The following is a 24,380-nucleotide window of genomic DNA, read 5'->3' on the forward strand; positions in this document are numbered from 1 at the left end:
AATCTTTAGCAAATATCCCCATGCGGGGCCCCTGCTTCATGCGGTATTAGTCCGACTTTCGCCGGGTTATCCCCCTCTGATAGGTAAGTTGCATACGCGTTACTCACCCGTGCGCCGGTCGCCGGCGGGTATTGCTACCCCCGCTGCCCCTCGACTTGCATGTGTTAAGCCTGTCGCTAGCGTTCATCCTGAGCCAGGATCAAACTCTTCGTTGTTTAAATTGTTTTATTATCCTCGCTCCGGAATCCGTTATTGTAGTCCAAAGTCATACTTCTTTGACGGTATCAATCCGGAAAATTTCTTCTCCTATACTTGTACTACTTGTTGAATTATGTAAATCTCTCAAAGAACTCTTTTGTCGCTTTCGTTTTGCGAACGTGGCTGCAAAGATAAGGACTTTTATTTTAAACTTCCAAATTATTTCAGAACTTTTTTTCTAAAAGTTTGTTTCATCATTTTGTACCGGCGTTCTCTCTCGAATGCGGGTGCAAAAGTAGTGTTATAAAACATAACCTCCAAACTTTTCCGGTATTATTTTTCAAGTTTTTTTCACGAGGGGGATCGCGTACATTAATAATACGTCGATATCCATTCTCGGCTCACGTGGCCCACCACGTGGCCTCACGTGTCACCACGTGCACTTAAAACAAGTGCTCCACGAGTACATTTGCACGTATGAAAACGACAAAAACGATCTTGGCCCCGATAGGAAATCACACAGAAAAAACGGCTTTTAGCTCATGAAATCATGCGAAATGCACTTGGTTTTAGTGCTTTCGGATCACGTAAACGTGGGTAAGGACCCATTATATCGCCCCCCAAAGACCCAAAAAGCCGAAGAGGGAAGAAGCACACAAACAACTGTATATCCACATGTTAAGGCATCAGGAAAATTCCCCGGTAAAAATCCTAGGGCGCAAAAGGCGCATCTTTACGCTTTCAAAGAAACATTTTTAGAAAAATAATATTTACATCACTCTACAGACAAGAGGGGTATAAACGTTATTTACAGAAAAAGTTTTAGAAACATACGTAAAGATGCGCCCCTTGCGCCCTAACCTATCAGCAACATCCCTAATACGGGATACAAAAAAGTCAATGGGACACGGCCGTAAAGTCATTGAGAAACCATCTCTATTCCATTGACTTTACCACCGTTTCCCATTGAGATACTATCGCAAACCAGACACTTCAAGGACGGAAACTCATTCCCCGAAAAGAAACTTACAATCCCGTTCGGCCGCCGGTCTCGTCCAATCCTGCGGGATCATTTGCCATTGGTTTAAAGGTTGTGGGCTAAGTACACCCTTTTCCTTTATATATTGAATCATATAATAACGGAGGTCTTTATCGGTCGAATGAATGATACGACTCTTTAACTCGTCTTGGGGAATGCCGGCCCCTTTCGTCAATAACTCACCTCCTCCATTACCTCGGTAAGAGTTAAGAGCTACTTTATACGTTTTATTCTCGTCGAAAGGCTTACCATCCGCCATTTTCAAGATCGTGATCTTCTCGCCCTTGGGTTTCGTTACATCCACGGTGTAAATGATACCAGCTGCGGAGTCAAAGTTAAAACTGAAGTTGACGAATGAGACATAATTCTCCTGTCCTTTCTTTCTCTCTTTCAATAATAAGACATGATCGTCCGGAGATTTCATCCGGTTGGTCCACATAGCGTATGATTCCTCCAAGAAACCTTTGATCTCGGCTCCCGTCAAATTCATCGTATAAAGCATATTCTCATATTTGTAAAGACTGAACATATCGCTGATCGTGATATCCCCTTTATCTATTTTTGCGTCAAAGGATAACGGGGCGGCAAAAGAGACGTCCGCACCAGTCAACTCCAATTGTAAAGAGTGAATAAAATCAATAAAAGCGGATGGCCCAAAGTAAGCGGGACGGGTCGCGATACTCTCCGTAAAAGTTCCCACCTTCTCGGAGACAAAATCATTCACCGCTTTGTATTGCGGAGCGAATTTCTCCATAAACTCCTCGCTAGGCTCCAACTTATCCACATCCATCAAAACACCCGATACTTGTTTATCCAAAACCTTTCCATGCTCCATCTTTAACACGACATCAACGGAACCGACTACACGCCCATTACTTGCCGGATTTATCAATAACACGGAATCTCCCTCGATATTCGCCACCTTACCACAATACCGGCGATGATCATGCCCCATCATAACCACATCGAAGCCCGGAATGTGCTGGGCAACCTCCATCGACGCATCCTCACGGTACTGGCCGGACATGGTACGAGCCTCATTTCCCGCATGAAAGATACCTACCACAACATCCGGTTTCTCCTTCTCCTGAATGATCTTCATCCATTTACGGGCCGTCTCTTCCATATCGGCGAAATAAAGACCTTGCCACAGAGTCTCCGGTAACCATACAGGAATAGCCGGAGTAATCATCCCCAGTACAACGATCTTCACACCATCACGCTCAAATACCTCATAGGGCTTTAAATAGTTCTCCCGGTCGGAGGTACGGATAATATTGGCACCCAAGATAGGGAAATCACATTGTTTGATCCAACGATCGAAAACGGCATGGCCAGCCTCTACATCATGGTTACCCATATTTCCCGCATTGTACCCCATATAATTCATCATGGCGGAAGCTATATGCGTAGAGACCGTATCCATGAAATTGTAATAATACGCCGAAGGTTGTCCTTGCAAGATATCGCCATTATCCAATAGCAAAAGGTTATCGCCATACGCCCGGCGTTCTTCTTGCACGAACGAATATACCCGTGCCAGACTTCCTCCCCACTCCCGCTGCTCGATAAAATTATACGGGAAGAAGTTTCCATGGATATCACTGGTTTCCACTAATTTCAACTTTACTTCCTTCGTTGTCGCCGACAGACCGAGAGCGACCAGCAGCAATAAGGCAATTGAATAAACTCGTCTCATATCAGGATTTTAGATAGATTAATGACGCGAAGATAACGAAATAACCTGTTCGCCCGGTTTCAACGGGATTTCTTTTCCATCCCAGATAAATATACCCGTAGTACCTTCCGGCAAGACCAGACGGGCGGTTCCCTCACCTCTCTCATCCAATTTATAAGCGGCGGTCACGCTTCCAAGCGGATGTGAGATCGTACCGGAAACCTCCTTCAGTTTTCCCAAAGACGGAGCGATCCGTATCTTCCTAAATCCGGGAGCATCGCTATCTATCCCCAACAAGATCCGGTAAAACTCGATATTCGGACTGGCTCCCCAAGCATGGCAATCAGAACGGGATGGCTCCGGCATCTCTGCCCATGTGGTCAATCCCAACGCCATCTGATCCCGCCATATTTGTAAGTTATCCAAGAACTGATCCCCTAAACCGGAAACTTTCAACGCTTGATTCAAGTAATAACGGAAATAGATCGTACACTGGATCAAGCTCGTATCCGCCAAGGTTTGGTTCATCACCTTTACGGCCTCCTCCCCTTTCGTAACCCCAGTCAAGATCGCCAAGGCGTTCACATGCTGGGAATAGCCACGATGATCCTGCGTATCGGCGAATAGATTACGGGCAGCGTCCCAATATTTCGGGCGGATCGTCTTACGCATCTCGGTAGCGATCTTCCGGTAATGATCCGCCATGGCAGGGAGGCCGATCGCTTGTTCCATCTCCGCCGCAAACTCCAAGGTCATTATATACATCAAATCTTGGAGCGCCGAGTTTCCCTCTTTCTCCCGTATCGGCTCGCCATAATCAAAACCGGCCGCCCAATCCACGAAGAACCAATGAGGAACGTACGACAAACTATAATCCGGCTTCAACCATTGCTCGTACCACGACAAAACCTGACGGTAAGCGGGAAGCAAGGTCTTCATGTATGCCTCATCCCCACGGTACATCCAATAATCGTGCCCCATACAAATCCACCAGAGAGAGAACGAGGATATAAACTGATGTACGCTAGACGGATATCGGCTCATCGTAATCCCTTCCGCCACCATGGACTGCCGTCCTTGCTCTATGGCATTCTTCACCATATAAGGGTCTGATGTATTATACATGGAAATCATTGCCTGTATGCGTGTATCCCCGAAATATTGCAGTTGCTCGTAATACGGGCAGTCCATATACGTCTCATTGGCGCACAGACGGGCGGTACGCCATCCTATCTCGAGCATACGGCCCAGCTCCTCATGTCCCGGAGCGGAGAAAGCGGTCTCGTTACGGAAAGGATAGGCGGAGAAAGTCCCATACATATCCTCGATCACCAAAGGCTCGGAAGCCGTCTTCACTTTCAACTCCACATATCTCCATGTACGCCACCACAGGGAGGTGAAGAGACGATTATCTCCCCCATCAGCCAGTATCTTATCCCCGTACCCGATAAACTGCTTATCCGTTAACTCGTCCCGATGTCCCTTGCCATTCAACGCATACGATTTAGTGGTCGATTCCTCTTCTTGCTTATAGAGGGCTTCCGAATAACCGATATGGATCTCGGCCTCCTTTCCTTTGCTGAAGGCTAAGGAGAAATAACCCGTCGTCAAGTAATCATTATCCAGAAGCAAGCGGACCTCCGTATTCGCCGGGATCGTCAAAGCTTTTGGCCAGTAAGGAAATCCTTGCGGGCATTCGATCCCTTCCGACCGGCGGAGCTTGGCCAGACGCTCGATCCGGCTGTCCATCGGAGGTATCGGGCTAGGAACCAGCAACCGTCCCGGGTAATCTCTCGATCCTTTTGTGGCACCCTCCATGCCCCGTACGGCCTTCTCCCATTTCCTGTCGTCGTAATCCGGTTGTTCCCAGCCCCAAGGATAAGCGGAGGCTTCCAGTTCCTCACCCGGGCCAGCCACGTAATACCCCAATACCTGCCATTCGGTCCAAGGAGCATACGCCTTATTACGCAGGCAGACCCAAGTGGTATCCGTATTTACCACCGCCTCATGCCCCGTATTGCCTTGCAGGATAAAACCCGTCTGATCGTAACTGATCTGGGCGACAGGTTTCCGCTCGGCATAATTCCAGACAACGGAGGCCAGCGTATTCTTCCCTTTCCTCAGATAAGGAGCCAGATCCACCGTCTCGAAACTCCAGTTATAGATATCCCCACGGGCCGGGCCCAAGGATACCAATTTCCCGTTTACATATAATTTATACCGGTTATCGGCGGAAACATGGACGATAAACCGGGAAGGAACCACCTCCAGATCGAACGATTTACGAAAATGATAGACCCCATATACATTCGGGGCCTCACCCGGGTAGGAGATCCAACGGGCTTTCCATCGTCCCTCGAAAAGAGAAGGATCGATCTTCTCCTGATTATACCCTTTCAGGCTAATCTGGGAGGAAAGGGAGAAGGCTTGAAACACAAAAAGCAAAAGGAATAAATAGGTTTTCATACAAACACGGTATTATTTGAGATTAACGATCCGAACAAAGGTACAAAAAAAGAGAAAGCGCCAAAAGAACTTTTGCCTTTTGACGCTTTCCCTCACCATATACCGGATGCCCGGTCCTCCATTAGAAGAATATCTCCGGCTCCCTGCGTGCGCTAAAGTTCTTATGGAGCATCGCCGTGTAAGGAGTATCGAAAGTACGTGCGCCCTCGGGACACTCTTTCACGCAGGCGCAACATTTGATACATAGGTTCGGGTCGCTATACATACCCTCGTCTGCCAAGGATATCGCATGTGTAGGACACACATCCACGCAATACTCACATTGCGTACATAAATCATTATCCGTAACAGGAGCTTGAGGAGTGGAAGGGCCTTTCACCCGATACGGGAAATTACCTTTCACCTCCAAGGCGGACAAGCATTCCACGCAGGAAACCTTCTCCAGCTCCTCGATAATCTTTTTCCCGAATTCCGTAGCCTGATTAAGATCCGACTCGTCCGGACGCCCCTCGGCAATGGGCATCCCCTTGCGGCTGAAAGAATGCTCGCCGATAAACGCTCCGGCAGCCACAGGTACGAACCCCTGCTCCGACACTAAATCACAGAGCTCTTTCAAGGCATCCTCATAATCCCGGTTCCCATACAGTACCACGGGGACTACTGGCGCATGGTGGGCAGAACGAAACATGCGAAAACGTTCCATGGCAGTCTCCGCCACACGGCCACCGTATACAGGAGCGGCTATAATCGTCAGCTCATCATCAATATACTCTTCCATATCCAGACTCTCACAAGTGACATCCGACTCGGACATCGAAGTGGCACCCATTCCTTCCGCTATCGCGTAAACGATCTTGGCGGACGTGTGTGTCGGAGAAAAATAAATTAAATGTATGTTACTATATTTCATGATTCTTATTTTAACGCACCCTCTATTTTAGTCATTAACTCAGCAAATTCCTCATCGGTATAGCCTTTGCTCGTATAAATGATCTTCCCGTCTTTTCCGACCAAATAGCCACGAGGGATCAAGTTCTTGGCGAAAGCGCCGAAAATAGCCCGGTCCTTATCGGGATACAAAGGAAAATCGAAGCCTTTTTTCTCGTTATATTTCTGTAGATCGGCATCGGAATGCTCACGCCCGATCACCAAGAGAACGAAGTCCTTGTTGTTCTTGTATTTCGGCCAGAGGGTTTGTTGGACAGCGGCCAATTCTTTTTGGCAGGGAGGACACCAAGTGGCGAAGAAATTCACGAGGATCACTTTTCCCTTTAACGAAGCGGACTGCAACTTACTCCCGTTGTCGGAAACAATCGTAAATGACGGCATGGTATCACCGACCTTCACGATATCGGAATTATCCTCCTGAGCTTTGCCTACGAAAGCCAATAACGCTAGTAAACTAGCCAATAAATACTTCTTCATAACCTTAATCATTTCTCGTTTAGGATTCAGCGACAAAGATACATTAAAATTCTCATCAAACCGCATAATTCTAAGGCTTACGAAAGTTCTACGATGCCGTACCTACCCCTCGACAGTGCCTACGGAGTTTTTTTGATGCCGTACCTACCCCTCGACAGCTCTTCTAAAAGTTCTAGGGGGTTAGATGTTAAAAAAAACGTACGTGAAACCCGGAGATGTCACGTACGCTGATACCATGCAAACCCGGAGAAAGATTTACCGCAAACTTTGCGCTAAGTCATAACCGGCTTTCAATGCCTTTAGGTTCATATTAACTATATCCTCGCCCTTACGACCGAATATCTGACGGATTCCCGCCTCGATCTTATCATACTCGATCCCGATAAATGGGGTAGCTGCACCCAACATCACGATATTGGCGGCACGGACAGAACCCGCTTCCTTGGCGATCTCCTCCACGTCCAATACGACCTTGTGAGGGAGCTTGTCCAACTCGGCGTTCACTTTCTCGATCTCCGGATAGTTCGGGATGTTCACGAACGGACGGGAGTTCGTCACCAGCCAACCCTCTTTCTTCAGGTAAGGCAGATAACGCAAGCTCTCCATCGGTTCCAAGGAGATGATCAAATCGGCGTAGCCCTTCGGGATCAAGTCCGAGGCGATCGGCTCGTCGGAAAGACGCAGGTTAGACTGCACGTCTCCACCCCGTTGACTCATACCGTGTACTTCCGCTTGCTTCATATACAGACCTTCTTTTAAGGCGGCTTCTCCAATAACGGCGGCGATAGAAAGGATACCCTGTCCTCCTACACCTGATAGTATAATATCTGTTTTCATTTCTTGCTTGCTTTTTTCTTTCTGGTTAATGTCTGGATACACTCACGGCGGGGGATCAATACGGATACGCCCTTGTACTCGATTTCCTCACGGATGATAGACTTCATCTCCTCGAAGTTCTTTTTTAAAGGAACCATCACACGGATGTGAGCCGGATCCACACCGATACCGGCGCAGATAGACTCCAGACGTCCTGTTCCGGCGGAATCCTGCCCTCCGGTCATGGCCGTTGTCTCATTATCGGAGATAACGATGGTGATATTCGTGTTCTCGTTCACGCAATCCAGCAAACCAGTCATACCGGAATGGGTAAACGTAGAATCGCCGATCACGGAGATAGCCGGGAATACACCCGCGTCGGAAGCGCCCTTCGCCATCGTGATGGAGGCGCCCATATCGATACAAGAATCGATCGCCCGGAAAGGAGGCAAAGCTCCCAAGGTATAACAGCCGATATCGCCAAACACCTTAGCCGTACCGTTATACTCGGCGATCACCTCGTTCAAGGCCTCATACATATCCCGGTGTCCACAACCTTGGCACAAGGCGGGCGGACGTTGCTCAACCACCTCGGGGATCGCGTAATAGCTCTGGATCTCCTTACCCAAGGCTTTGCCTACCGCGTCTGGCGTAAGCTCGCCGTCACGCTGAAGCGTACCGTCCAGACGGCCATGAACCGTCACGCCTTTCGCCAAGAAACCTTTTAATTGCTCTTCAACGACCGGATATCCCTCTTCCAACACCAAGATCTCCTTACACTCGCCAACGATCTTCTCCACTTGCTTTCTCGGAAGCGGATACTGGGAGATCTTCAATACGGGATGCTCGAAACCGTCCGGATAATTCTCGGAAAGATAATTGAAAGCGATACCCGTCGTGATGATACCCAAGTCTTTATTTGGGGCATCGAAATACTTATTATACGCGGAATTCTCGGAAGCTTCCGTGAAAGCCTCTTGAGACGCCAGCAAACTCTTGAAACGTTTACGAGCCAATGCCGGGAGTAAGATAAAACGTTGACGACCGTCTTCCGGACAATTCATCCGGTTCTCCGGCTTCAACGGGCTGGTTACGACACCGGCACGAGAATGCGCCATACGGGTCGTTACACGCAGCAAGATAGGATACCCTAATTTCTCGGATAACTCGAATCCATGATATACCATATCATAAGCCTCTTGCTGGCTGGATGGCTCAAACATCGGGATCATGGCGAAATTGCCATAAATACGGTTGTCTTGCTCATTCTGGGAAGAGTGCATGGATGGGTCGTCGGCCGTAAGGATGATCATACCTCCGTTGATACCGCTCATAGCGGCGTTCATAAAGCAATCGGCGGCTACATTCAAACCCACGTGCTTCATGCAGCAAAGCGCACGTTTACCGGCATAGCACATACCCAAAGCGGCTTCCATGGCGGTTTTCTCATTCGCGCTCCAGCGACAATGGATACCTCTTTCCTTCGTTACCGGAGAACCTTGGATATATTCTGTGATTTCAGTAGAAGGGGTTCCCGGGTATGCGTATACCCCGGAGATTCCAGCGTCTATAGCGGCTTGCGCTATGGCCTCGTCCCCCAAAAATAAATGTTTTTCCATGTGTATCTGTTTTCTTAATATTGACTATTCACACTATTTAGCCGCCAAAGGTAATGAAAAATGTTCAATTTAGAATGAGAGACTTATGATTTATACTAGATCCATTACCGTATCCGGCGCCTATTCAACTCCGCCCGATACCGGTTGGCATTACGGTTATGCTCCGCCAACGTCACGGCGAAATTATGCCGTCCCGAGAAATCCTCCTTAGCGCACATGTATAAGTATTTATGTTTCGTATGATTCAATACGCTATTCAAGCCCTTGATAGTAGGAATCCGTAGAGGACCGGGAGGCAGGCCCGCATATTTATAGGTATTATAGGGAGAATCTATTTCCAAATGCTCAAATAAGATACGTTGCAAAGAAAAATCCCCCACCGCGAACTTTACGGTAGGGTCTGCCTGTAAAGGAATACCAGCATGAAGGCGGTTGATATAAAGGCCCGCCACGATTGGATATTCGTCCGATGCCGCCGTCTCCTCTTCTACGATAGAAGCCAAGATAGATACCTCGACTGGAGTAAGCCCGATCTCCTCTGCCTTTTTCAATCGTTCCGGTGTCCAGAAAGCGTCATATTCACGCTTCATGCGACGTATAAATTTATCCGCAGATATATTCCAATAAATCTCATAGGTATTAGGAATGAAGAGGGCATTGATCGTTTCCGGGGTAAAACCTAAAGAGTCGCAATACACAGAATCATTCAATAGACGCAGGAGATTTTCCTTCCCGAACATCAATTGATCACTTATACGTTCCGCCAAATCTTCCTTGAAACGGATATTATTAAAAGTAACCCGGGCCGCTACTTGATGTCCTCTCCGCAAGTCATTCAATAAGGTTAAATTACTCATGCCGGGCTTCACGGCGTATCGACCGGTACGCATGGACGCAGGATACTTCAACAATCCACTCAATTGCTTAAAGCTACCGATACGGAGACAGTTCGCCGAATCCCTCAACTGCCAGCAAAGATCATCAAAATCCTTTTTATCATCTATATAGACATAGACCGTCTTATCCGGCTTAAAATTCGGAGCCCAAGCCAAACGGTACACCCAAAAGCCTCCACCGCCTATCAAAACAACGAGAATCGCTATCAAGGCGATAATTATCGGACGCCTCGATAAAATTTGTTTGTTCAAATCCATGAATAATCTATTGAATATCAGAATAAGGCACAAAAGTAGTATCTTTTTTCGAAAAAAATGATGTGCAAAGCCTTGTTTATTTAAAATTATAGTTCTACCTTTGCATCGCAATTCTAAGGAAGAAGCACAGAACACACAAGGAAGTGTGGGTGAGTGGCTGAAACCACCAGTTTGCTAAACTGACGTACTCGTAAGGGTACCGGGGGTTCGAATCCCCCCGCTTCCGCAAAGAGCCAACTAATAAATCTATTAGTTGGTTTTTTTGTTTTTAAGCCAACCGAATTAAAGTGTTTCATATATTTGTCATATTTGAACTTATCGTAAGTCGATCTGTTATTAAAAGGAGATAATTAAATATATACATTATGACAATTGCTTTTATCCGAACATATAATAATAAGCAAAACTCCGAGATCCAAGAAGCTGTGATCCGGGAATTTGCCGAATCTCAGAAGATAGAGATCGGGAAGTGGGCTAAAGAGGTGGGAAATAGTCCTCGTGCGAACCGCAGACTGGAAAGTATTGTCAAATCTTTAAGTCCCGGGGATGAGATACTTGTGTCCGATATATCCCGTGTGAGCCGTAAGATGATCGAGATCATCCATATCATTTTGCTTTGTATAGAGCGAAAGGTAACGCTTCGTAGCGTAAGCGACGGATATGTGTTCGAGGATAATATCGACAGTAAGACTTTGGCCTTTACCTTCGGTCTGGTCTCCGAGATCGAGCGAAAGCTGGTCTCTATCCGTACGAAGGAAGCCCTTGCCTTGATCAGAAGTAAAGGTGTGGTGCTGGGCCGTCCGAAAGGTAGTCAACAAATGGGACGCTTGGAGCCTTATAAGGAACAAATCGAGAAAGACTTGAAAGATCCGAGCTTGACTTACGCCCAGATAGCGGAGAAATACAATGTATCGCTAAGTAGCTTCAAACGCTTTCTGAAAGAGTATCTTCCCGATAAGAAAAAGAAGAAGAAGAAATAATGATTCAATGTGCCAATATGCCAATGAAATACCAGAAGGGATAATTCAGATATTAGCATATTCGCATATTGGCACATTGAATCATTATTATTTCTCTATACGGATACGGGCGTCTACAGCGAACAAGCCTCTATCCGTAGCCACCAACGGATTTATATCCATTTCCTTTATCTCGCTGGCAAAACGCAATAAGGTAGAGAGGCGAACGATAATGTCCGCATATTGTTGCTCGTCGATGCCCTTTTGCCCACGCGTACCTTTAATGATCGGATACCCTCTCAAAGAACGAATCATTGAATAAGTCTCATCATATGATAACGGTGCCAAACCATAAGACACATCCTTCAATACCTCCACGAAGATTCCACCCAACCCGCAAAGTACCACATGGCCGAAACGATCCTCATATTTAGCTCCCAAGAATAATTCCTGTCCTTTCAACATCGGTTGTACCATGATGCCCGTAACACCCGGCAGACGCATCATACGTTCATACTCGAACAATAAATGCTCTTCTCCACGGATATTCAAGGCCACACCACCGATATCGCTCTTATGCACAGGCCCCACAACCTTGGCTACCACCGGATATTTCACCCTCTTGGCAAAAGCCAGCAACGCATCCCTATCATCCGAAGCATATTCCTCCACTAACGGGATATTAGCGGCACGCAACAATGTACGCACTTCCTCCGGATTTAAATAACCGCTACCCGGCAACCGGTCTATGATACGACGAACTTCCGGTACATCCACGCCATATAGCTGGATATCCGTGCTCATCGGTTTCGGCGTATTGATCACCCGTGAAAGGGCGGTACCCAATGTCACCTCGTCCGAGAAGTTCACATGGCCTTTCTTGACAAAGCTCTTCACCTCCGGTCCGGCCGTTACGATAGACGGTAATATCGGGAAGATCGGCTTCTTGCACTCTTCCATCTTTTTATGAAGTACCTCGTAGGTATCATAAAGTTTTACCAAACCGGGACTACCGAAGATGACCATCATCAAATCCACATTATCGAAACGATTCTCACAGAAATCGATGGCTGTAGCCAGATGTTCCGGTGTCCCCGTACCGATAATATCAATCGGATTACCGACAGCGGCACCCGGATACAGTTTGGATTTCAACTCATCAGCGATAGGGCCTTCCAAACTAGGAACATTCAAACGCCCCTTGGATAAAGCGTCCGCCAGCATTACCGCAGGCCCTCCGGCATGTGTCACGATCGCACAATTCTTCCCTTTCACGTCTTTCAAGGTAAAGATACTCGCCACGGTAGTCAATTCCTCACGGCTAAAACAACGCACGATACCCGCCTTACGGAACAAAGCCTCCACGGCAGAGTCCGAACTAGCGATAGCGCCCGTATGCGAAGAGGCAGCTCGCTTTCCCGACTCCGTACTTCCCGCCTTGATAGCGGCGATCTTGCATCCCTTACGTATCAAGGAAGACGCATGATACAACAATTTATCCGGTTGCTTGATTTGCTCGATATACAACATCTTGATCTTGGAATCCAATACCGGATCAAAGTTCCGATCCATATATTCAAGGATATCCTCTACTCCATTCTGCTTGGAGTTCCCAACCGACCAAACAGAAGAGAAACGCAGCCCTTTTGTCAGCGCCGACTCGATAATGAACAAGGCCGTACCGCCGGAGCTAGAGATGAAATCCACGCCATCGGGATGGAATTCCGGTATCGGTTGCGTAAACACGCCATGATAATTCATATTCATCAACCCGATACAGTTCGGGCCGATCAAGGAGGCTCCCGCCTCATTCACGACATCCAGCATCTGTTGCTCCAAGATACCGCCCTCGTGTGTCTCCTCGCCGAAGCCGGCCGAGATCACGATAAAAGCTTTTACCCCCTTTTGCCGGGCCAGCACTTCCATCACCTCGGGGCACGATTTACTCGGAATCGAGATGATCGCCAACTCCGTCTCCGGGATATCATGTACAGAAGGATAAGACTTGACGCCTTGCACATCTGTCTCCTTGGCGTTTACCACACATAATTCTCCTTTATATTTTCCATCCAACAGGTTTCGCACGATACGACCGCCCGGTTTATGTACGTTGTTGGAACCTCCCACCACTACGATGCTTTGAGGATTAATCAATTCTCGGTTAATCATAACATTTTGATTAGTTAGATTCAATGAATGGGAGCAAATATAGTTTTTTTCTCCATTTATTCATTAAAACCCGGGATATTTATTTACACTTTGCACTCTCTGTCTGCAACCAGTCACACCATGCATCCATCCCGTCTCCTTTCGTGGCGGACACCTCGAATATCTGGAGATGGTGATTTACCTTCAAGGCGTTTTCCCGAAGCACTTCCACTTTTGTATTCAGATAAGGAGCCAGATCAATCTTGTTGATTACGCAGATATCTGCCTCCTGAAAGATATGTGGGTATTTCAACGGTTTATCATCTCCCTCCGTCGTACTCACGATAACGACTTTCTTGGACTCTCCGAGATCGAACATGGCCGGACAGACCAGATTGCCGACATTCTCTATAAAAAGGATCGCTCCCTCCTTCGGATTCAGATGCTTAACGGCATGATTGACCATGTCGGCTTCCAAATGACAGCCGGTACCGGTATTTACCTGAAACACGGGAATCTCCAACGCCGCTATACGGTCGGCATCGTTTGAGGTTTGTTGATCGCCTTCTATCACATAGATCGGTCGCTTCGCTTTCAAACGGCGGATCGTCTCTTCCAGCAAGGTTGTCTTACCGGATCCGGGCGAACTCATCAAGTTCAGGCAGAACAGGTTCTTAGCCTCGAAATATCCCCGGTTTCGCTCCGCCAATAAGTTGTTACGTTGAAGTATATCTTGTTCCAGATTAATTACGATCCCTTCATCAGGATGGTGATGATGTTCATGGCCATGAGAATGCTCATGCGTATGATCGTGATGGTGATGATGCTCTCCGCATCCGCAAGTTCCGCACATAGTATTTAAGTTTTTATTTCATTAATATATCATTCCTTTTTAATAACAATCGACTTCACCCGAAGTTCCTTCCCTTTAAGGATTTTAACTAAATAGGAGCCACAATGGGGACAAGGGGAAAACAAGGCGTTCATTGGGAAAATGGTCTCACAGTCGCTACACTGTCCTTCCCCCTCAATATAATGACGGATAATCCGGGCCTTTTCCAGCTTGCTACCTTTTATGGCGCTATCCAATGCGAACTCTAAGGTTTGGATCTCTACGCCGGACAAATGTCCTATCTCTAACTCCAACTCTTCGACCACCGAGGCTCCCCGGTTATCCGCTTGTTCCTCGACCAGCTCCACGATACTACGGGCGATAGACAACTCATGCATATCTGATCTCTTTTAAAAGGGAGTCACCGAGGCGATCGTTAATTGCCCCACGGCTATCCCCCCATCGTTACAAGGTATACGAGACGGAATATAGACGGGGACCCCAGCCATGATGAACTGTCTCCTCATCGACTCCGTCAATAATTTATTCTGGAAACATCCTCCCGAGATAACCACTTGTGTCGCTTTCGTCCGTTTAATCAACAAGCGGGCTTTCTGCACAAACAAGGAAGCCAATGTCGTATGGAAACGGGCGGATATCAAGCTCACCGGGACCTCGTTCGTCTTATCATGCAATAATGCCTCAAACAAAGAATAAAAAGAGATTTCCTCTCCCTCCGCCGAGACTGGATACGCATAAGCGTTCCTCTCTCCCATCGCCGCCTGCTCCAATAAGACCGGAGCCTCCGCTTGGTGGCTGGAGACATCGCAAATCCCCAATAAAGAAGCTACCGCATCAAACAGCCGGCCAGCGCTGGATGTATAGGGTGTATTCACACCTTTCTCCATCATTCGTTCAAGCATAGCGATCCTTTCCGTGCCTATGCGTTCCACGAAATCGGCCGGATAAGGAATACCCGACGGTTCGTCCTTGAAATAATGCCACAAATAGGCGACAACCATTCGCCATGGCTCCTCAGCCGCCTTGTCGCCTCCCGGTAACGGGACATACTCAAAATGGGAAAGGCGACGGTATTTCGCTCGGTCACAAAGGAAGAACTCGCCTCCCCAAACCTTACCATCATCACCCAGACCTGTCCCATCCATCACGATAGCGAGAACCGGCTCATTCAATCCATGCTCCAACATACAAGCAGCGGCATGAGCATGATGATGTTGTACCTTTAATAAAGGTAAGGAAAGAGATTTCGAGATACGTTCCGCCTCTTGGCTGGAAAGATAATCCGGATGCAGGTCACAAACCAATCGCTGGGGATTGAAACGAAACAAATGACGAAACTGCTCCATAGATTCCGTATAGAACCGGAAAGTCTCCCAGTTCTTTAAGTCGCCAATATATTGACTTTGCAGGATCGTCTCTCCTTTCCCCAAAGCGAACATGTTCACTTTCTCCGCACCGAAAGCCATGATCCCCTCCACATTTGTATCCGTGAAAAAGGGTTCCGGCACATAGCCTCGGGAACGACGGATCAAGCAGGGTTGTCCTCCGCAGACCTGCAACACAGAATCATCTACCCGGTTATGGATCGGGCGATTATGATGCAAGAGGACCGCTACCTTTCCCGCTAATTGCGCCTCCGCATCCTCCGGGGTGATCGCTATCGGCAAATCGCTTAGATTCCCGCTGGTCATTACCAACGCAGGTATCCCTGTACGAGCAAACCAATCGTAATGAATCGGCATATAAGACAACATACATCCTAGCGTATGCATGCCCGGATTGATTCCGGAAGCTAACCGGCTCCGTTGCCTCAGCAGTACGATCGGACGGCGCCAAGAAACTAAGCATCGCTCCTCCATCGGCTCCGTTACCGTATAGACTTGCAGATGTTCCAGATCACGGAACATAACAGCGAATGGTTTGGTATCCCGCTGCTTTATCTCTCGCAGACGGGCAACCGCTCTCTCATTCGAGGCATCACAAATCAAATGATAGCCTCCGATTCCTTTAGCCGCAATAACCTCTCCACCAAGCAATAAGCGAGAGGTAAGTTTCAATAAGGTCTCATAATCGATATAAGTCTCCTCGTTATAAGTCGCGTAATAGGTCGGGCCACAATGATTGCAAGCGACAGGTTGGGCATGGAAACGGCGATCGATAACATTCGTATATTCTTTCTCACAATCGGGACACATAAGGAAACCGCCCATCGTTGTCTGCGAACGGTCGTAAGGAAGGTCCCGGATAATAGAGAAGCGAGGGCCACAATGCGTACAATTAATAAAAGGATATCCGATTCGATGGGGTTGAGTAGTCCGGTCTCGCATACAATCCGCACAAACAGCGATATCCGGGGAGACCTGCGTGACCTCATCCGATTCTGAATGGCTAGGCGTAATCGTAAAATCGTAAAAATCATCTTCATCCATTTCCGTAGATGTATAGGAGATCCGATGGATATAAGCGACACGAGGATGCTCGGTCCGTATACGACTTATCAGCAAATCCCGATCATCCGGAGTAGCGGCAACCAAGATACGTACTCCATTATTCATATTCTCCACACAACCTTTCATCCCCAGATCTTTAGCGATCCGGTAGATAAAAGGGCGAAAACCAACCCCTTGAACCAAGCCTTGAATAATCAACGCATATACTTTATTCTTCGCCATAGCACAAATATAGGAATAAATGTCTAATCAGACACGAATCGACTATCGTATTTACTAAAGAGATATTATCTATCATCTTATAAATAATATTTATCAATTTTATCTTTCCCACTTAAACATATTAAGTATCTTTGAGGTTATTAAATAAATTGAAACGATATGTGTTTAGCGGTACCCGGAAAGATTATCTCAATCGATCGAAGCATCCCCGAAATGACCATGGCTAAAGTTGATTTCGGAGGCATCCTAAAGAATATATGTATTGAATGGGTGGATGTGAAACAGGGGGATTATATCCTCGCTCACGCAGGGATCGCTATATCTGTTGTAGATGAGAAAGAAGCGGAGGAAACACTGAAAGACCTTAAAGAATTACAAAAGTGCGTTTCGTAGACGAATATAGAAGCAACGAGAAGGTACAAACTCTTCTGGAGGCCATCCGCAAAAAGGTGACACGACCTTGGTATATCATGGAGATTTGTGGCGGGCAAACACATGCTATCGCCCGTTATCGGCTGGAAGAGATGTTGCCGCCGGATCTTCAACTGCTCCATGGGCCGGGCTGCCCGGTCTGTGTAACACCGGTCGAGACAATCGACTACGCCTTGAAGTTGGCGACACAGCCGAATGTGATCTTAGCCTCTTTCGGGGATATGATGCGAGTTCCGGGAAGTAAGGAGGATTTATTGAGCGTAAAAGCGAGAGGAGCGGATATCCGTATGCTATATACGCCCTTGGATGCCCTATCACTGGCCGAGGAGAACCCGGATAAGGAAATCGTATTCTTCGCGATTGGTTTTGAGACAACCGCACCTGTCCACCTCATGGCTTTGAAAGAGGCCATACGCCGAGGACTTCCGAACTTTTCCATATTGACTTCCCTATTCACGGTACCACCCGCTATCGAGGCTATCTTATCCGATCCGGAAAGTAAAGTAGACGGTTTCCTGACAGCCGGACATGTCTGCGCCATCACAGGCAACAGGGCCTATCACCGATTAACCGCCCGATATAAAATCCCGATGGTCGTCACCGGATTCGAGCCGGTAGATCTATTATATGGTATCTACCGCTGTGTCTCCCAGTTGGAAGCCGGAAGTTATGAGGTAGAGAACGCTTACAAACGGGCCGTCCCCGAACAAGGGAATGCCGCCGCCCGCCAACTTATGGACGAGATGCTGGAACCTTGCGACCAAGACTGGCGGGGCATCGGAATCATCCCCTCCAGCGGGCTTCAACTTCGGTCCGAATATAAAAGATATTCCTCCCGAATGAGATTTCAATTGTGTCCGGAAGAAAACCAGATCGCATCCGAATGCATCGCCGGTCTGATTATGAGAGGTTTGAGACAACCCTCGGACTGTCCCCATTTCGGGAAGGCCTGCCATCCCACCCATCCGCTGGGAGCCCCGATGGTCTCCTCGGAAGGGGTTTGTGCCGCTTATTATAGATATAAATAGAAAGATATGAATATACACTTGAATTGCCCGATTCCTTTTACCGACTCAGACCGTGTGTTACTAGCGCACGGAGGGGGAGGACGCATGACACACCAACTGATCAGCCAAGTATTTTATCCGGCTTTCCGGAACCCATTATTGGAGCAGGATCATGACGGATGCGTGTTCCCTATGGAAGAAGGGCGACTGGCCTACTCTACCGACTCCTTCGTGGTAGACCCGATCTTTTTCCCCGGAGGAGATATCGGTGATCTGGCGATCAACGGGACCGTTAACGATTTGGCTTGTTGTGGTGCCCGTCCTTTGTATCTGACCGCCGGGTTTATACTGGAAGAGGGCTTGCCTCTAGCAGATCTTCAGCGTATCGTACAATCCATGAAACGTGCGGCGGAGCGTGCCGGCGTACAGATCGTAGCAGGAGACACAAAAGTGGTGGAACGGGGCAAATGCGATAAATTGTTTATCAACACTAGTGGGATCGGGATCGTCCCTCCGGGCATACGAATCGCCCCAGACCAAGCGACTCCCGGCGATGTCGTCATTTGTAGCGGCCCGATTGGTCTACATGGTATCACGATCCTTTCCGCACGGGAAAGCTTGGGATTCGAGACGGATCTAAAAAGTGATACCGCTTCGCTAAACATTCTGATTTCTGAGCTGTTACATACTATAGGAGAGGTACATGTCTTACGTGACCCCACCCGAGGTGGCGTAAGCGGAACCCTCAACGAGATCGCCCAAGACGCTGGTGTGGATATCCTGCTGGACGAAGACGCCCTGCCTATTCCGGAAGCGGTACGTGCCGCATCCGAGATGCTAGGATTAGACCCACTTTATATAGCGAACGAAGGATTGGTTCTTGTGATCCTGCCGGAAAGCCTTGCGGAACAAGCGTTACCCCTTATGAGACGTTTTGAGGAGGGCAGGCAAGCGACCGTTATCGGCCGTATCACCAAGCAAAGCGGAGAGCAAGCCCGGGTCAAGATGAAGACATTATACGGTAACTACCGGATCATCGATATGCTAAGCGGGGAGCAACTCCCCCGTATTTGTTAGAATACTTAATTGCTGAGATATGGAAAATAAAAGACCGTCCGTTTACGAAGAGTGCCGTCAGAAAGGCATCTCCCGCCGGGACTTCCTGAAGTTCTGTACCACCATGGCCGCCCTGATGGGATTGGAGGCTTCGGGAGTGGCACAGGTAGTAAATGCCTTGGAGACGAAACCCCGCCTTCCGATCATCTGGCTACACCTACAGGAATGTACCTGTTGTACCGAATCGTTTATCCGTGCCGCCCACCCGATCGTGGCTACCTTGTTGTTAGACAAGATTTCCCTAGACTATACCGAGACGCTGATGGCCGCCGCCGGCGAACAGGCCGAGGCCGCTAAGGAAGAGACCATGAAAAAATATTACGGCAATTATCTGCTGATGATCGAGGGATCGTTACCTACAAAAGACGAGGCTTATTGTTGCGTAGGCGGCAAGAGTGCCTTGCAGATCACCGAAGAGGCCGCCGCAGGAGCTAAAGCGATCATCGCTTGGGGCAACTGCGCTTCCGCCGGTTGCGTGCAAGCGGCGAACCCGAATCCTACCGGCGCTAAAGGTATCCATAAAGTCATCAAAGGTAAACCTATTATTAATGTACAAGGCTGTCCTCCGATCGCCGACGTGATGGCGGGTGTCATTATCTATATGTTGACCTTCGATCGTATGCCACAATTGGATGGATTGGGCCGTCCGAAGATGTTCTACTCCCGCCGGGTACATGATACGTGCTACCGCCGTGCGAATTTCGACGCCGGTTTGTTCGTGGAGAGCTTCGACGATGAGAACGCCAAGCATGGCTACTGCCTGTATAAAGTGGGATGCAAAGGTCCAAGCACCTATAACTCGTGCGGTATCATCAAATGGAACGAGGGCACCAGTTACCCAATCCAAAGCGGTCACCCCTGTTTAGGTTGCAGCGAGGAGAATTTCTGGGACAACAGCCCGTTCTATAAACGTATGCCCGATATACACGGATTCGGTATCGAGGCCACGGCGGATCAGATCGGTCTGGCTCTAGGAGCCGCTACCGCCGCCGGTATCGCCGTACATGCCGTAGCGACTAACATACGGAAAAAAGAGCTTATCGACAATGATGAGCCGGAAAGTAAATCTACGATCTAATAAAACACTACTATCATGTCAGAAAGAATTGTCATAGACCCCATTACCCGTATAGAAGGCCACCTGCGGGTAGAGGCTGAAATAGAAGGTGGCACTATCAAGAACGCCTATAGCTCGGGTACCATGGTGCGGGGCATCGAGAATATCGTAAAAGACCGGGATCCCCGGGATGTATGGGCTTTCGTAGGCCGTGTTTGCGGCGTATGTACTTCCATCCACTCGCTTGCCTCGGTACGGGCGGTCGAGAACGCACGGGGTATCGTGATCCCTCCCAACGCCAGTATGGTTCGTAATATCATGCAAGCCGTATTGTACATGCATGACCATACGGTGCATTTCTATCAATTGCATGCATTGGATTGGGTAGATGTGGTATCCGCCTTAAAAGCCGATCCGAAAGCCGCCGCTTTACTTGCCCAGCAACTTTCTCCATGGGCAAAGAATACCGAGGGGTATTTCACCGCCACTCAAGAACGACTAAAGAAGTTCGTTGCCAGCGGGCAGCTTGGTATATTCGCCAATGGGTATTGGGGACATCCGGACTATAAACTTACGCCGGAACAGAACCTTATCGCTACCGTCCATTATCTGGACGCATTGGAATGGCAGAAAGAGGTCGTCAAGGTACACGCTGTGTTCGGGGGCAAGAATCCGCATCCAAACTATATCGTAGGCGGTATGCCTTGCAGCATCGACTTAAATGAGGCCAATGCGATCAACGCAGATCGACTCGCTCTGGTAAAGCAGAAACTAGAGGAGGCGAAAACATTCATCAATCAAGTTTATATCCCAGATTTATTGATGATCGCCAACGTCTATAAAGACAAATGGAGTAAGATTGGCGGAGGAGTACGAAACTATTTGTCTTACGGAGACTACCCGGTGTTCGATCTCGGGGAAGTGGAAAGTTATAAGATCCCCAGAGGAATCGTCTTGGATCGTGACCTTAGCAAGGTACATCCCGTAGACGCTAACTCCCCGGAAGAAATCAAGGAGTACATTTATCATTCATGGTATAAATACACGCAAGGAGACAAAGCCGGTTTGCATCCCTACGAGGGAGAGACCCATCTGGAATATACTGGCCCTCGTCCCCCCTATAAGTTATTGGACGTAGAGGATAAATATAGTTGGATCAAGACGCCACGGTGGAAACAGGAACCAATGGAAGTGGGTCCGTTAGCTCGTTTGATCGTAGCCTACGCCGCAGGGAAGGAACCCCAAAAGAGTATCGTAGACGAGACTTTACGTCAGCTCGACTTGCCGGTAGATGCTTTATTCTCTACCCTAGGACGCACCGCTGCTCGTGGATTGGAATGTAGAATGGCAGCGGACTGGGCCCTTGAGTTTTTCAACCAATTGATCAAGAACCTCGAAAACGGGGATTCCCGGATGGCAAACAGTGCCGAATGGGAACGGGAGAACTGGCCCGATCATGAGCAAGGCGTAGGATTGGCCGAAGCTCCCCGTGGAGCATTAGCCCATTTTATCGTGATCGACAAGAACCGGGTAAAGAACTACCAGATGGTAGTGCCTACTACTTGGAACGCCTCACCGAGGGATGAGAACGGCGTATTGTCCGCCTACGAGTCCGCTTTGATCGGTACGCCGATATACGATCCGAAGCAACCCTTAGAGATTCTTCGGACGATCCACTCTTTCGATCCTTGTCTGGCTTGTGCCGTGCATCTGTATGACGAGGAAGGAAAATATGTGCACCAAGTTGATACATTCTAAAAAGCAATAGAGCCATGAAGAGTCGTAAGAAACGTTTAAGAGAAGTGTATGTATGGGAATTACCCGTACGTATCTATCATTGGGTGAATGCGCTCTGTATCGTCATACTCTGCGTGACAGGCTTTATCATCGCCGATCCTCCCGCGATCATGTCCGCTTCGGAGGCTTATTTCAGCTATTGGTTCGGCGTGGTTCGGTTTATCCATTTCGTAACAGCGTTCGTATTCTTCTTCAATTTCGTATTCCGGCTTTATTGGGGATTCGTCGGGAATCGTTATGCCAGATGGAATAACTTCATCCCTTTAAAGAAATCCCAATGGAAAGAGGTATTGGAGGTGATCAAGGTAGATATCTTGATGATTAAGAACAAACCGGTAGACAGTATCGGGCATAACGCCTTGGCTAGCTTAATTTATTTCGGAACTTTCTGGGCATTTTTGTTACAAAGTATCACAGGATTCGGCCTATACGCCAAGATGAGTCAGTCTTTCTTCCCGCAATTGTTCGCATGGACCATCCCGTTGATGGGCGGGGATTTGATGGCTCGCCAGATTCATCATTTCCTGATGTGGTTCTTCATCCTTTTCGCTATCGTTCATATTTATCTGGTATTTTATCATGACTATATCGAGCAACGTGGCGAGACTTCGTCCATCATCGGTGGCTGGAAGTTTATCGAGGAAGACATAGCGGACAAGGAAGAGGTAACCGAGACTGCCGAGACTATCACTAAGATCGCTAAAAAAGGATGAAAGTGGAGAAGGAAACATTAGTATTAGGAGTAGGCAATTTATTGCTGAAAGACGAAGGTGTAGGCATACACGTTATCAAGGCTTTAGAAAACGAGAAGCTCCCGGCTCACGTCCATTTGATGGACGGGGGCACGGGAGGACTTCATTTATTAAGTTGGCTGCAAGGATATGACCGTATCATCATGATCGACGCCACGCTGGATAATAACCCTCCGGGCACCGTCCGTCTGATCCAACCTCGTTACGCCACCGACTTTCCCCCGCTCATGAGCGCCCACGAGATCGGTCTAAAAGATATGATCGACGCCATGATCCTAACCGAAGATCTCCCAGAAACCCATCTCATTGTCATCTCCACCCTCAATATCAACGAGGTCGGAATGGATCTGACACCCGAGGTAAAGGCGGCGGTTCCGAAAGTGATCCGGATGATACAAGAGATTATTTCAATACATAATAGAGCATACCGGCAATAGCGGCCCCAGCTATCGGCCCTAAAACAGGTACCCAAGCATACTCCCAATGGCTGCTGCCTTTTCCCTTGATCGGCAAAATAAAGTGTATGAACCGGGGAGCTAAATCACGGGCAGGGTTAATCGCATAACCGGTAGTTCCACCTAAGGAAAGGCCGATTACCCAGACCGTAAACGCTACCGGAATGGCACCTACCGAACCTAAACCTATCGGCAAGGTACTATTGCTTTCGTAGGTTAGTTCTCCGTCCGTTATAAAAAATACGACAAACATCAAGGCGAACGTACCGATCATCTCACCTAAGAAATTAATTGGATAATCTTTGATAGCAGGACTCGTACAGAATACGCCTAATTCCGCATCCGGATCATCCGTAGCGTTGAAGTGATCCTTATAAACCAGCCAGACCAATAAAGCGCCCAAAGCGGCACCTATCATTTGCCCGGCTATATAAGTACATACATCACACCAAGGGAAAGTCCCTCCGATCGCCAAGCCGATCGATACCGCCGGATTCAAATGTGCGCCACTATAAGGGCCGGCTACCACAACACCGATAAATACGCCTAAAGCCCAAGCGGTCGTTATCGCTATCCAGCCCGCTCCATTGCCTTTTGTTTTCGACAAACAGACATTCGCTACAACTCCTCCTCCCATCAGGATCAAGAGCATAGTCCCTAATAATTCCGCTAAAAATGGAGACATAAGATAATAATTTAAGAATTTGTTAACTTGTTAATCTGCCTATAAGATGATT

General features: G+C 48.0%; 21 protein-coding genes, 1 tRNA gene and 1 rRNA gene. 10 read left to right on the top strand and 13 right to left on the bottom strand.

All coding sequences use genetic code 11. The annotated features are described in order from the left end of the window. Positions 1-215: ribosomal RNA gene (locus NBH16_RS18600) — 16S ribosomal RNA — on the bottom strand; the annotation flags it as partial. Between the two features lie 525 nt (positions 216-740). On the opposite strand from NBH16_RS18600, the gene NBH16_RS18605 reads away from it, so the two are divergent. After that, positions 741-965, top strand: a complete 225-nt coding sequence (locus tag NBH16_RS18605) for a hypothetical protein (RefSeq protein WP_044546713.1) — start codon at positions 741-743, stop codon at positions 963-965. Between the two features lie 240 nt (positions 966-1,205). Here NBH16_RS18605 and NBH16_RS18610 read toward each other — a convergent pair whose 3' ends face one another. The 7 genes from NBH16_RS18610 to mltG all read right to left on the bottom strand — a co-directional run bounded on the left by NBH16_RS18610 (position 1,206) and on the right by mltG (position 10,395). After that, on the bottom strand, positions 1,206-2,936 hold the full coding sequence (locus tag NBH16_RS18610) for a bifunctional metallophosphatase/5'-nucleotidase (RefSeq protein ID WP_250788954.1): 1,731 nt from the start codon (positions 2,934-2,936) through the stop codon (positions 1,206-1,208). 18 nt (positions 2,937-2,954) lie between these two features. After that, positions 2,955-5,381, bottom strand: a complete 2,427-nt coding sequence (locus NBH16_RS18615; RefSeq protein WP_250788955.1) for an alpha-L-rhamnosidase-related protein — start codon at positions 5,379-5,381, stop codon at positions 2,955-2,957. Positions 5,382-5,502: 121 nt separating this feature from the next. Continuing rightward, positions 5,503-6,291, bottom strand: a complete 789-nt coding sequence (locus NBH16_RS18620; protein WP_005865064.1) for a 4Fe-4S binding protein — start codon at positions 6,289-6,291, stop codon at positions 5,503-5,505. A 5-nt stretch (positions 6,292-6,296) separates the two neighbouring features. After that, on the bottom strand, positions 6,297-6,806 hold the full coding sequence (locus NBH16_RS18625; RefSeq protein WP_008778142.1) for a TlpA family protein disulfide reductase: 510 nt from the start codon (positions 6,804-6,806) through the stop codon (positions 6,297-6,299). Positions 6,807-7,061: 255 nt separating this feature from the next. Further along, complete coding sequence (locus NBH16_RS18630; RefSeq protein WP_250788956.1) at positions 7,062-7,643, bottom strand: indolepyruvate oxidoreductase subunit beta; 582 nt, start codon at positions 7,641-7,643, stop codon at positions 7,062-7,064. Further along, positions 7,640-9,241 carry a thiamine pyrophosphate-dependent enzyme gene (locus tag NBH16_RS18635; protein WP_008780255.1) on the bottom strand — a complete coding sequence of 534 codons (1,602 nt, stop codon included), beginning with the start codon at positions 9,239-9,241 and terminating at the stop codon, positions 7,640-7,642. Before NBH16_RS18635 ends, NBH16_RS18630 begins: the two co-directional genes overlap by 4 nt. A 104-nt stretch (positions 9,242-9,345) precedes the next feature. Further along, positions 9,346-10,395, bottom strand: coding sequence for an endolytic transglycosylase MltG (mltG, locus tag NBH16_RS18640; RefSeq protein ID WP_250788957.1), 1,050 nt, complete (start codon positions 10,393-10,395; stop codon positions 9,346-9,348). 139 nt (positions 10,396-10,534) lie between these two features. On the opposite strand from mltG, the gene NBH16_RS18645 reads away from it, so the two are divergent. Then, positions 10,535-10,621 (top strand) — tRNA-Ser (locus tag NBH16_RS18645). A 139-nt stretch (positions 10,622-10,760) separates the two neighbouring features. Further along, positions 10,761-11,375: a recombinase family protein gene (locus tag NBH16_RS18650; protein ID WP_250788958.1), complete on the top strand. Its 615-nt coding sequence runs from the start codon at positions 10,761-10,763 to the stop codon at positions 11,373-11,375. 87 nt (positions 11,376-11,462) lie between these two features. Here NBH16_RS18650 and NBH16_RS18655 read toward each other — a convergent pair whose 3' ends face one another. The 4 genes from NBH16_RS18655 to hypF form a co-directional block, all read right to left on the bottom strand. Further along, positions 11,463-13,523: an acetate--CoA ligase family protein gene (locus tag NBH16_RS18655; RefSeq protein WP_122380888.1), complete on the bottom strand. Its 2,061-nt coding sequence runs from the start codon at positions 13,521-13,523 to the stop codon at positions 11,463-11,465. A gap of 79 nt (positions 13,524-13,602) precedes the next feature. Beyond that, positions 13,603-14,355: a hydrogenase nickel incorporation protein HypB gene (gene hypB / locus NBH16_RS18660; protein ID WP_005865052.1), complete on the bottom strand. Its 753-nt coding sequence runs from the start codon at positions 14,353-14,355 to the stop codon at positions 13,603-13,605. A gap of 29 nt (positions 14,356-14,384) precedes the next feature. Next, complete coding sequence (hypA, locus tag NBH16_RS18665; protein WP_005855027.1) at positions 14,385-14,732, bottom strand: hydrogenase maturation nickel metallochaperone HypA; 348 nt, start codon at positions 14,730-14,732, stop codon at positions 14,385-14,387. A 12-nt stretch (positions 14,733-14,744) separates the two neighbouring features. Next, positions 14,745-17,027: a carbamoyltransferase HypF gene (gene hypF / locus NBH16_RS18670; protein WP_250788959.1), complete on the bottom strand. Its 2,283-nt coding sequence runs from the start codon at positions 17,025-17,027 to the stop codon at positions 14,745-14,747. Positions 17,028-17,186: 159 nt separating this feature from the next. Between hypF and NBH16_RS18675 the strand changes: the two genes are divergently transcribed. Genes NBH16_RS18675 through NBH16_RS18705 form a run of 7 tightly spaced genes read left to right on the top strand, consistent with a single transcriptional unit; the run spans position 17,187 to position 23,625 of the window. After that, on the top strand, positions 17,187-17,420 hold the full coding sequence (locus NBH16_RS18675; RefSeq protein ID WP_005865048.1) for a HypC/HybG/HupF family hydrogenase formation chaperone: 234 nt from the start codon (positions 17,187-17,189) through the stop codon (positions 17,418-17,420). Next, on the top strand, positions 17,408-18,487 hold the full coding sequence (gene hypD / locus NBH16_RS18680) for a hydrogenase formation protein HypD (protein WP_146375161.1): 1,080 nt from the start codon (positions 17,408-17,410) through the stop codon (positions 18,485-18,487). The genes NBH16_RS18675 and hypD overlap by 13 nt, the downstream gene beginning before the upstream one ends. A gap of 6 nt (positions 18,488-18,493) precedes the next feature. Next, entirely contained in the window at positions 18,494-19,543 is a 1,050-nt protein-coding gene (hypE, locus tag NBH16_RS18685) for a hydrogenase expression/formation protein HypE (protein ID WP_122144927.1), read from the top strand. 19 nt (positions 19,544-19,562) lie between these two features. Next, a complete protein-coding gene (locus NBH16_RS18690) occupies positions 19,563-20,660 on the top strand; it encodes a hydrogenase small subunit (protein WP_005865043.1) in 1,098 nt (365 codons plus the stop codon). A gap of 15 nt (positions 20,661-20,675) precedes the next feature. Further along, positions 20,676-22,397 (top strand): nickel-dependent hydrogenase large subunit, encoded by a 1,722-nt coding sequence (locus NBH16_RS18695; RefSeq protein ID WP_005855015.1) that lies wholly within the window; start codon positions 20,676-20,678, stop codon positions 22,395-22,397. Between the two features lie 14 nt (positions 22,398-22,411). Beyond that, a complete protein-coding gene (gene cybH, locus NBH16_RS18700; protein WP_005865039.1) occupies positions 22,412-23,149 on the top strand; it encodes a Ni/Fe-hydrogenase, b-type cytochrome subunit in 738 nt (245 codons plus the stop codon). Continuing rightward, entirely contained in the window at positions 23,146-23,625 is a 480-nt protein-coding gene (locus NBH16_RS18705; protein ID WP_196009473.1) for a hydrogenase maturation protease, read from the top strand. Before cybH ends, NBH16_RS18705 begins: the two co-directional genes overlap by 4 nt. On the opposite strand, the gene NBH16_RS18710 is transcribed toward NBH16_RS18705, so the two are convergent. Then, positions 23,591-24,328, bottom strand: coding sequence for an MIP/aquaporin family protein (locus NBH16_RS18710; RefSeq protein ID WP_005855011.1), 738 nt, complete (start codon positions 24,326-24,328; stop codon positions 23,591-23,593). The two genes, NBH16_RS18705 and NBH16_RS18710, sit on opposite strands and share 35 nt — an antisense overlap. Positions 24,329-24,380 lie beyond the last annotated feature (52 nt).

This window comes from Parabacteroides sp. Y3-G-102 (assembly GCF_023656845.1).
GTDB lineage: Bacteria > Bacteroidota > Bacteroidia > Bacteroidales > Tannerellaceae > Parabacteroides > Parabacteroides distasonis.